Source organism: Candidatus Polarisedimenticolaceae bacterium (assembly GCA_036376135.1).
Taxonomy (GTDB): domain Bacteria; phylum Acidobacteriota; class Polarisedimenticolia; order Polarisedimenticolales; family DASRJG01; genus DASVAW01.
Genome location: DASVAW010000140.1, coordinates 21,256 through 28,736, shown reverse-complemented (window position 1 = coordinate 28,736; position 7,481 = coordinate 21,256). Strand labels below are relative to the sequence as shown.

Genomic DNA, 7,481 nt, shown 5'->3' with positions numbered 1-7,481 from the left:
GGCCCGGTCAGGAGCACGAGCCCCTGGTTCAGGTTCGCGAACTCGTTCAGCACCGGGGGGAGGCCCCAGTCCTCGAGGCTCGGAAACTCGAACGGCACACGCCGGAAGACGGCGCTGAGCGTCCCGCGCTGGTAGAAGATCGTCGCGCGGAAACGGGAGACCCCCGACACGCTGTGGCCGAAGTCGACCGCCTGGCGCTCCTCGAGGGTCTGGCGCATGCGGTCGGTCAGCAGGCCGTGCAGCATCTCCTTCAGGAGATCGGGGTGCAGCGTGTCGGTCTTGAGGGGGAGCAGCTTGCCGTGCAGGCGAAGGAGCGGCGGCCGCATCGGCTTCAGGTGGAGGTCGGACGCCTCCTGCTTGACCATGAAGCGAAGCAGGTCGTCGATCTTCATGCCGTCGTCGTCCTCGTGGGTGCTCATGTCCTCGACGCGGGGACCCCGCCCGCTCGGCGGGGAACATAGGCTCCGTGCGAGAGATGTCAAACCTGTCCGGTTTGACGGGACCGAGGGGGCTGGGCTATACGGTTCCGCTTCATGAGCGAAGCCCGCATCAAGGACCGGGTCGGGAACTGGACCCTCGCCAACCAGCTGACCTTCCTGCGCCTGATCGCCGTTCCCTGTTTCATCCTCGCGGTGCTCAACGCCCGTTTCGGGATCGCCTTCTGGCTCTTCGTGGCCGCGGGGATCACCGACCTCCTCGACGGCCTCGTCGCGCGGGTCTTTCGCCAGCAAAGCCCGCTCGGGGCCTATCTCGACCCCGCGGCCGACAAGCTCCTGCTCGCGGCGGGGTTCATCCTCCTGACCGAGTACCCGCAGCTCTTCCAGCAGATCCCGATGGTCAACCGGATTCCGGTCTGGTTGACGATCCTCACGATCAGCCGGGACGTCTTCATCGTCTCCGTGGCGCTGATGCTCTACCTCGCGTACGGGCATACGAAGTTCCGACCCAGCTTCCTCGGCAAGTGCTGCACCGCCGCCGAGCTCGTCACGGTGGGCGCCGTCCTCCTGTTCAACGATCTCGGCCGGTCCCACCCGTTGATCGGGGCGGGGGTGCTGGCGACCTTCGCGCTGACCGTGATCTCGGGGCTGCACTACATCTGGCGCACCGTCCGGACCGTGCGCGCCGCCGACGCCGGACGCGCGGGGGCCTGAGGCAGGCATGCGCCGTCCCGCCGATCTCGACGCGGACTCGCGGAGGGTCCTCGAGCTCGATGCCGTCCTCGACGAGGTCGCGGGGCACGCGTCCACACCGGGGGCCGCGGGCTCGATCCGCAGGGCGGTCCCTTCGTTCGACGCGGAGTTCCTCGAGGCCGAGCACGAGGCCGTCGCGCAGGCGCGGGCCTGGATCGGCGAGCGCGGACGCCTGATCGGAGGAGGGTTACCCGATCCGGCCCCCGCCCTCGCGATCCTCCCCCTCGAGGGGTACGCCTGCGAGCCCGCGCAGCTGCGGGATCTCGCGGAGATCCTCCTCGTCGCCGCCGACCTTCGCCGCGCGCTCGGCTCGCGCGACGCCGAGGGGTACCCCGCGCTGCGGGAGGAGGCCCGGAGCCTCGCCGACCTGCGCGCGCTCGCGCAGCCGGTCGCGGAGAACGTGGGACCCGACGGCCGCCTGCTCGACGGCGCGAGCGCGGAGTTGCACCGGGTGCGCCAGGCGATCGGCCGGACCGGGGAGCGGCTCCGGCGGCAGCTCGAGTCGTTCGTGCACGACCCCGCCGCGGCCAACGTCGTCCGGGACGCCTTCGTGACGCAGCGCAACGGCCGCTTCGTCATCCCCGTCCGGGCCGACAGCCCGCGCGGCGTCCCCGGGATCGTGCACGCGGCGTCGTCGTCGGGGCAGACGTTGTTCGTGGAGCCCCTCGAAAGCGTCGACATGAACAACGAGCTCGTCCGCCTCGCCGAGCAGGAGCTCGTCGAGCAGGACCGCGTGGTGCGCCGCTGGGCCGACCGCTTCCGCGAGCGCGCCGAGGAGGTGCTCGCGACCGTCGGCGGGCTCGAGCGGGTGGACACCCTGCAGGCCCGTGCGCTTTGGGCGGACGCGTTCGGCGCGTGCCGCCCGGTCGTCGCGCAGGCCGGGCACCTCGAGCTCGTCGAGGTGCGGCATCCGTTGCTCGACCGGAGACTTCGCGAGCGAGGGGAGCGCTGCGTGCCGCTCACCCTGGGCCTGCCGGAAGGGCGGCGGGTCCTCGTGATCTCGGGTCCCAACACCGGAGGCAAGACCGTAGCGCTCAAGACGGTCGGACTCGCGATCCTCCTCGCGCAGTGCGGGATCCCCGTTCCCGCGCGCCGGGCCGCCTGCCCGGCCGGCGCCTGGATCCGCGCCGACATCGGAGACCGCCAGTCGATCGAGGCGGACCTCTCGACGTTCTCCGGGCACGTCCGCTCGGCGGCGGCGTGGCTGCGCGAGGTGCGCGCTCCGGCGTGGGTGCTGTTCGACGAGATCGGCACGGGCACCGAACCGACGGAGGGGGCCGCGCTCGCCCAGGCCCTCTTGGAGCGATTCGCCGCGCGAGGGGTCGCGTGCGTCGCGACGACCCACCAATCCGCGCTGAAGACCTGGGCGTTCGCCAGCGACGTCGCGGCGTCGGCGGCGCTGGAGTTCGACGAGGAGGCGCTGCGCCCGACGTACCGCGTCCTCATGGGTGCGGCCGGAGCCTCCGCGGGGCTGTCGGTGGCGCAGCGGCTCGGGATCGATCCGGAGGTCCTCGACAGGGCCCGGGCGCTCGCCGGCGGGGAGGGGCGTCGCGCCGAGGACACGATGGCCCGCCTGCGCGAGCGGACCGCCGACCTCGAGCGCCGGCTCGAGGCCCAGTCCGAGGCGGAGGCGGACCTCTCGCTCCGGCGCGCCGAGGTCGAGGAGCGCCTCGAGCGCGAAGGGGAGCGGATGCGCCGCGAGGGCGCACGCGAGCTCGAGGGGGTTCTCGAGGAGTTCCGGCGCGAGGCGCGACGCGCGCTCGAGCAGATCACGGACGTCAAGGTGCGCGCGAGGCTCGAGAAGGAGCAGGCGCGCTCCGAGATCCGGCTGAAGTCGACGCTCGCCGCGAAGGGGCGGAGCCTGGCCCGGCCGAAGTCGACGTCCGCTCCCGATCCGGCGAAGCCCTTCGTGCCCGCACCCGGCGCTGCGGTGCGGATCCTCTCGCTCGACCGCGAAGGGGTCGTCCGGTCGATCCGCGACGACCGCGCGGAGGTCCAGATGGGATCGGCGACCTTCACGGTGCGCCGCGCCGATCTCGGGCCTCCGGGCGAGGCGGCGCCGGGGAGCGCCGCGACCGCGACCCCCCGCGGGCTCGCCGCCTCGCTGGCGAGCCTTCGGAAGGGGCCGTCCCGGGACGAGGGGCCGCTGGGGATGCCGGCGCCGCCGATCGAGCTGCACCTGCTCGGCAAGACGGTGGACGAGGCGCTCGGCGAGGTCGACAAGTTCCTCGACGACGCGTCGCGCGCCGGCCGGACCGAGGCGCGCATCGTCCACGGCCACGGAACCGGCAAGCTCAAGGCCGCGGTGCGAGGCTTCCTGAAAGGTCACGCCCACGTCGACGCGTTCCGTCCCGGCGAGCCGCGCGAAGGGGGCGACGGCGCGACCGTCGTGACGTTGCGCTAGCCAACTGGGGACAGCAACCTATTTCCGCGACCTCGATGCGATCGTCACGAGGTCGCGGAAATAGGTTGCTGTCCCCATTGAGCTAACCGTCGCCGCCGCCGAACTGCTCCCACCAGTACCCGAAGTCCGCGCTCGGCTCGGGCTTCTCGGCCTCGGGCGCGGCGCCGAGTCGGAGGCGGAATCGGTCGCAACGCTCGACGCGCGCCTTGAGCCACCGCGCCTGGTCGCCGAGCGAGCGGTCGTTGGTCACGACCGTGTACCCGGCCGGGTCTTTCGCCCGCCGGAGCTGCTCGAGGATCAGGTCGTCGGCCGAACGCCCCGCACCGGCGAACCGGACCTCGCCGGGGGGGGCGGGCACGGGCTCCCTCCCGTCGAAGACGACGAGGACCTCACGCGACTCCCGGCGCGCGAGCGCCAGGCACTCGCGCGCGAGCGCGCGTTTCTCCGCGTCGGAACGCGTTCTTCCCGGCCAGGTGCCGAGAAGGTTGTCGCCGTCGACGAGGACCGGCACGGCGGGCTCAGCCGCGGAAGATCGGGTGGAAAGCGACCGCACCGGGCTCCTCCGGTGCGTCGCGGAGCGCGTCGAGAACTTCCCGCGCCTCGATGTGGTCGGGCTCCCAGCGCAGCGCCTCCTTCGCGATGCGGACGGCGGCTCCGGCCCTCCCCGCGCGCTGGTAGAGCTGCGCGAGCGCGACGTACGACGTGACGTCGGTCGGGGCGAGCTCGATCGCCCGGAGCAGCGCACGCTCGGCGTCCTCGCGCCGCCTCGGGTTCTTCGCGAGGAGAATGCCGAGCTCGCGCTGGTACTCCGCCACGCCGCCGTCGAGACGGGCGGCGTTCTCGAAGAACTGCACCGCCTCGACCTGCTTGCGCTGCGAGAGCAGCGCGCGGCCGCGAAGGAAGTTCTGGCGCGCGAGATAGGACGTGTCGCTCTGCTTGGGGCCTTCCTGATCCTGGGGGGCGGCGAGCGCCGCGTCGTATTCGGCGCGGAGCCGGGGATCGACGAGGGTGTTGTACGACTCGGTGACGCTCGTGAAGAAGGCCTCGAAGCGGGGGAGGAGGTCGGCGAGGTCCCCGGCGCGGAACCGGTCGGGGTGGTAGCGGCGGGCGAGTGCGTAATAGGCCTCGCGCACGCCGTCCGCGTCCGTTTCCCGACCGATGCCGAGCACCGCGTAGAAGTCTCCCGCGGCGGCGGCGAGACGTGCGAGGCACTCCGCGCGGGTGAGCGGGATCTCGCGCGTGCGGCGCTCGGCGGCGGCGCGACGCCTCGGATCGACCGGCTCGAGCATCCCCGTCTGGAGGAGAGCGAGGATCGCGCGAAGCGCCGACTCCTCGTCGACTCCGGCGGCCGAGACGACCTGCGCGAGGTCGCGTTGTCCGTCGGCGGCGTTGAGGATCGCGGAGACCTTGTCGTCGAGCCCGCGACCGAGCATCCGGGCGGCCGCGTCGGTCTGCACCGGACGGAGGTCGGGAGGGCCGATGCGGATGCGGACCTGGTCGAGGCGAGGCGGCTCGCGCCGCGCGTGGCGGAGGGCCAGCGAGAGGGGCGACAACCGCACCGTGATCTCGCCGTCGAGCTTCGGGATCCCGTCCGCGAAGGTGACGAGACCGTCCGGCCAGCCCATCGTCGAGGCGAAGAGCTCCTCGACGAGGGCTTCCATCCCGCGCTGCAGCTCCGCCTCGCCGGGGCGGTCGCCCTGGCGGAGGACGTCGAGGACCTTCGCGCCGGTCGCGGCGGAGCGCGCGAGCGCATCGGCGCGGGATTCGGGATCGAGCCGGCCGGTCCTTACGAGGTACTCGAGGAACTGTTCCTCGATCACGTTGGACGTCGCGTAGACGAGCCACCCCGCGTCGAGGCAGAACAGCCGCCGGAGCTTTCCCCGTGTGGCGGTCGCGATCCCCGAGACGCCGTCCGCGGCCTTCCCGCACAACGTCCGCGCGAGGGCGCGGTCGGGGGCGACGCCTTGGCCCGCCTTCACCGATCCTCCTCGCGGGCGAGCGACGCGGCCCACGCGCGGCACGCCTCGACGTAGTCGACGCCGTATTCGCCCCGCAGCGCCTCGTCGAGGGGTTTGCCTTCTCCGAGGTCCCCCACGACGCGCACGAGCGCGTCGAAGCCGCGCTCGCTCTCGAGGTGGCGCACGAGCGACAACGCCGCCGGGTACGAGAAGGCGCGCTCGGCCCAGGTCGCCGGGTCGCCGGATCCGAGGGCGCGGCGGACCGCCTCGCGGTCGGCGCGCGTGAAGGGGCGGGGCTCGGCGATCTGCGCGAGCCCCTCGTGAAGCCAGCGCGGCGCCTGACCGCGCGACTTGGAATGCACGACCGCGTGGGTGAGCTCGTGGGAGAGCAGCGCCTGCGCGCGCGGGTCGAGGCGCTTCAACCCGCCGATGGGGACGCGGATCTTGCCGTCGAACAACCCGCCCACCTCGCCGCCCGCGAGCGTGACCTCGTGGAACGCCTGCTTCGGGTAGAGGACGACCGTGATCGCCTGCTCGGGGGCGTGGCTCCAGAGCGAGGTCATCTCGCGCAGGCGCTCCTCGAGGAACTCGGCGACCTCCGCGGCGAGCTCGGGGTCGACCTCGCCGTCGTAGCGGATGTTGAAGTTCGCGGCGGCGGCGAAGGCGTAGTCCTTCCCCGCGTGCAGCTCGCGCTCGGCTTTGAGGAGCTTGTCGCGCACGCGGTCGTTGGGGGAGAGGCGGAACGCCTCGGTCCACGACGCGCGTGCGTCCTCGACGCGCTCCTCGCGGTTGCGCAGGTCGCCGAGCAGCTCGTGGAGCTCGGCGCACGACGGGTCGCGCGCGAGGCCGTCGAGGACGACGGCGAGCGCCCTCGCGTCGCGGCCCAGGGCCATCTCGGCGAGCGCGAGGCCGATGCGCGCGGCGGTGAGCCTGGGCTCCAGGTCCAGGGCGCGCCCGAAGGCGCGGGTCGCCCGCTCGAACTCGCGTGCGTCGAGGGCGTCGGATCCCTCCTCGATCCATGCCGCCAGGCCCGCGCGGTCGGAGGCCACCGCAGGGCGGGGCGCCGCCGCCTTCGGGGGTTTGGGTTGCGGCGGAGCGGCGCCGGCGCGCTCGATGCGGACGACGAGGCTTCTCGGGAGGGTCGTGATCCCGCCTTCGCTCTCGATGACGATCGAGTCCCCTTCGATCCGCCAGACGTCGGCCACGATCACCCCGCCGCTTTCGAGGTGCAGCCGGTCCGCGCGCGCCGGGGCGAGCAGCAGGAGCGCGAGCGTGCACGCGGGCAGCCGCCGGATCACGGGAGGACCTCGGCGACCGCCTTGGGGAAGGGCTTCCCGTCCCCCTTCAGCTCCGCGGGAACCCTGGCGACGGCCTTGGCCGCCGAGGCGCGGTCGGGATACGTCCCCCAGCAGACGACGAAACAGGCGCGCTCGCCCTCCTCGGCGGGGAGGAGGAAGAAGTCCTTCGCGCTTGCGTGGCGGCGGAGCTTGTCGTGCACGAGCGCCGTCGAGCAGTGCCGGGACACCTGCAGGGTGAAGCTCCCCCGTTTTTTCGTCAGACGTCCCACGTCCGACGTCGCGCGGTCGGCGAGGGAGGCAAGCGCGGGGTCGCGATCCGCGCGCGGGGGGAGGGCCGGCGGCGCGGCGACCACGGGATTCCCACCGGGAATCGGCTCGGGCTCTCCGGACGGAACGCGCTCGAGGGAGGCGAACCCCTCCGGGGGGGAGGGGGAGGAGAGCGACGGCAGGGGGGGCGGGTCGTCCGCGGGGCGGTGCTCGGGGGGGCCGCTCTGAAGGAACCGGCTCCAGGCCAGGATCACGAGCACCACGACCAGCAAACCGGCGGACGAGGCCGCCTGCCGGAGGGAGGTCGGGGGTGCCGGGGCCGCGGGTTCGGGTCTCGCGTCGCTCATGGGGCTTCCGCGGCCAA

7 protein-coding genes are annotated in these 7,481 nt (G+C 73.1%); 2 read left to right on the top strand and 5 right to left on the bottom strand.

The window, feature by feature from the left end; all coding sequences use genetic code 11:
- Positions 1–419: hypothetical protein (locus tag VF139_14780; protein ID HEX6852659.1), on the bottom strand; the 419-nt coding region annotated here is incomplete at its 3' end.
- Positions 420–533: 114 nt separating this feature from the next.
- On the opposite strand from VF139_14780, the gene VF139_14775 reads away from it, so the two are divergent.
- Positions 534–1,151, top strand: a complete 618-nt coding sequence (locus tag VF139_14775) for a CDP-alcohol phosphatidyltransferase family protein (GenBank protein ID HEX6852658.1) — start codon at positions 534–536, stop codon at positions 1,149–1,151.
- 7 nt (positions 1,152–1,158) lie between these two features.
- Entirely contained in the window at positions 1,159–3,594 is a 2,436-nt protein-coding gene (locus tag VF139_14770; protein HEX6852657.1) for a Smr/MutS family protein, read from the top strand.
- A gap of 82 nt (positions 3,595–3,676) precedes the next feature.
- Here the strand turns inward: VF139_14770 and VF139_14765 are convergent, their stop codons facing one another.
- Genes VF139_14765 through VF139_14750 form a run of 4 tightly spaced genes read right to left on the bottom strand, consistent with a single transcriptional unit; the run spans position 3,677 to position 7,464 of the window.
- The gene (locus VF139_14765; protein ID HEX6852656.1) at positions 3,677–4,105 is read right to left on the bottom strand and encodes a hypothetical protein; all 429 of its coding nucleotides are present in this window, start codon (positions 4,103–4,105) and stop codon (positions 3,677–3,679) included.
- Between the two features lie 7 nt (positions 4,106–4,112).
- Positions 4,113–5,573, bottom strand: coding sequence for a DnaJ domain-containing protein (locus tag VF139_14760; protein ID HEX6852655.1), 1,461 nt, complete (start codon positions 5,571–5,573; stop codon positions 4,113–4,115).
- Entirely contained in the window at positions 5,570–6,850 is a 1,281-nt protein-coding gene (locus VF139_14755; GenBank protein ID HEX6852654.1) for a tetratricopeptide repeat protein, read from the bottom strand. Before VF139_14755 ends, VF139_14760 begins: the two co-directional genes overlap by 4 nt.
- Positions 6,847–7,464 carry a hypothetical protein gene (locus VF139_14750; protein HEX6852653.1) on the bottom strand — a complete coding sequence of 206 codons (618 nt, stop codon included), beginning with the start codon at positions 7,462–7,464 and terminating at the stop codon, positions 6,847–6,849. The genes VF139_14755 and VF139_14750 overlap by 4 nt, the downstream gene beginning before the upstream one ends.
- Positions 7,465–7,481 lie beyond the last annotated feature (17 nt).

Coding starts and splice junctions, on each gene's coding strand:
- VF139_14775 (HEX6852658.1), top strand. CDS start 534: ATGAGCGAAGCCCGCATCAAGGACCGGGTCGGGAACTGGACCCTCGCC.
- VF139_14770 (HEX6852657.1), top strand. CDS start 1,159: ATGCGCCGTCCCGCCGATCTCGACGCGGACTCGCGGAGGGTCCTCGAG.
- VF139_14750 (HEX6852653.1), bottom strand. CDS start 7,464: ATGAGCGACGCGAGACCCGAACCCGCGGCCCCGGCACCCCCGACCTCC.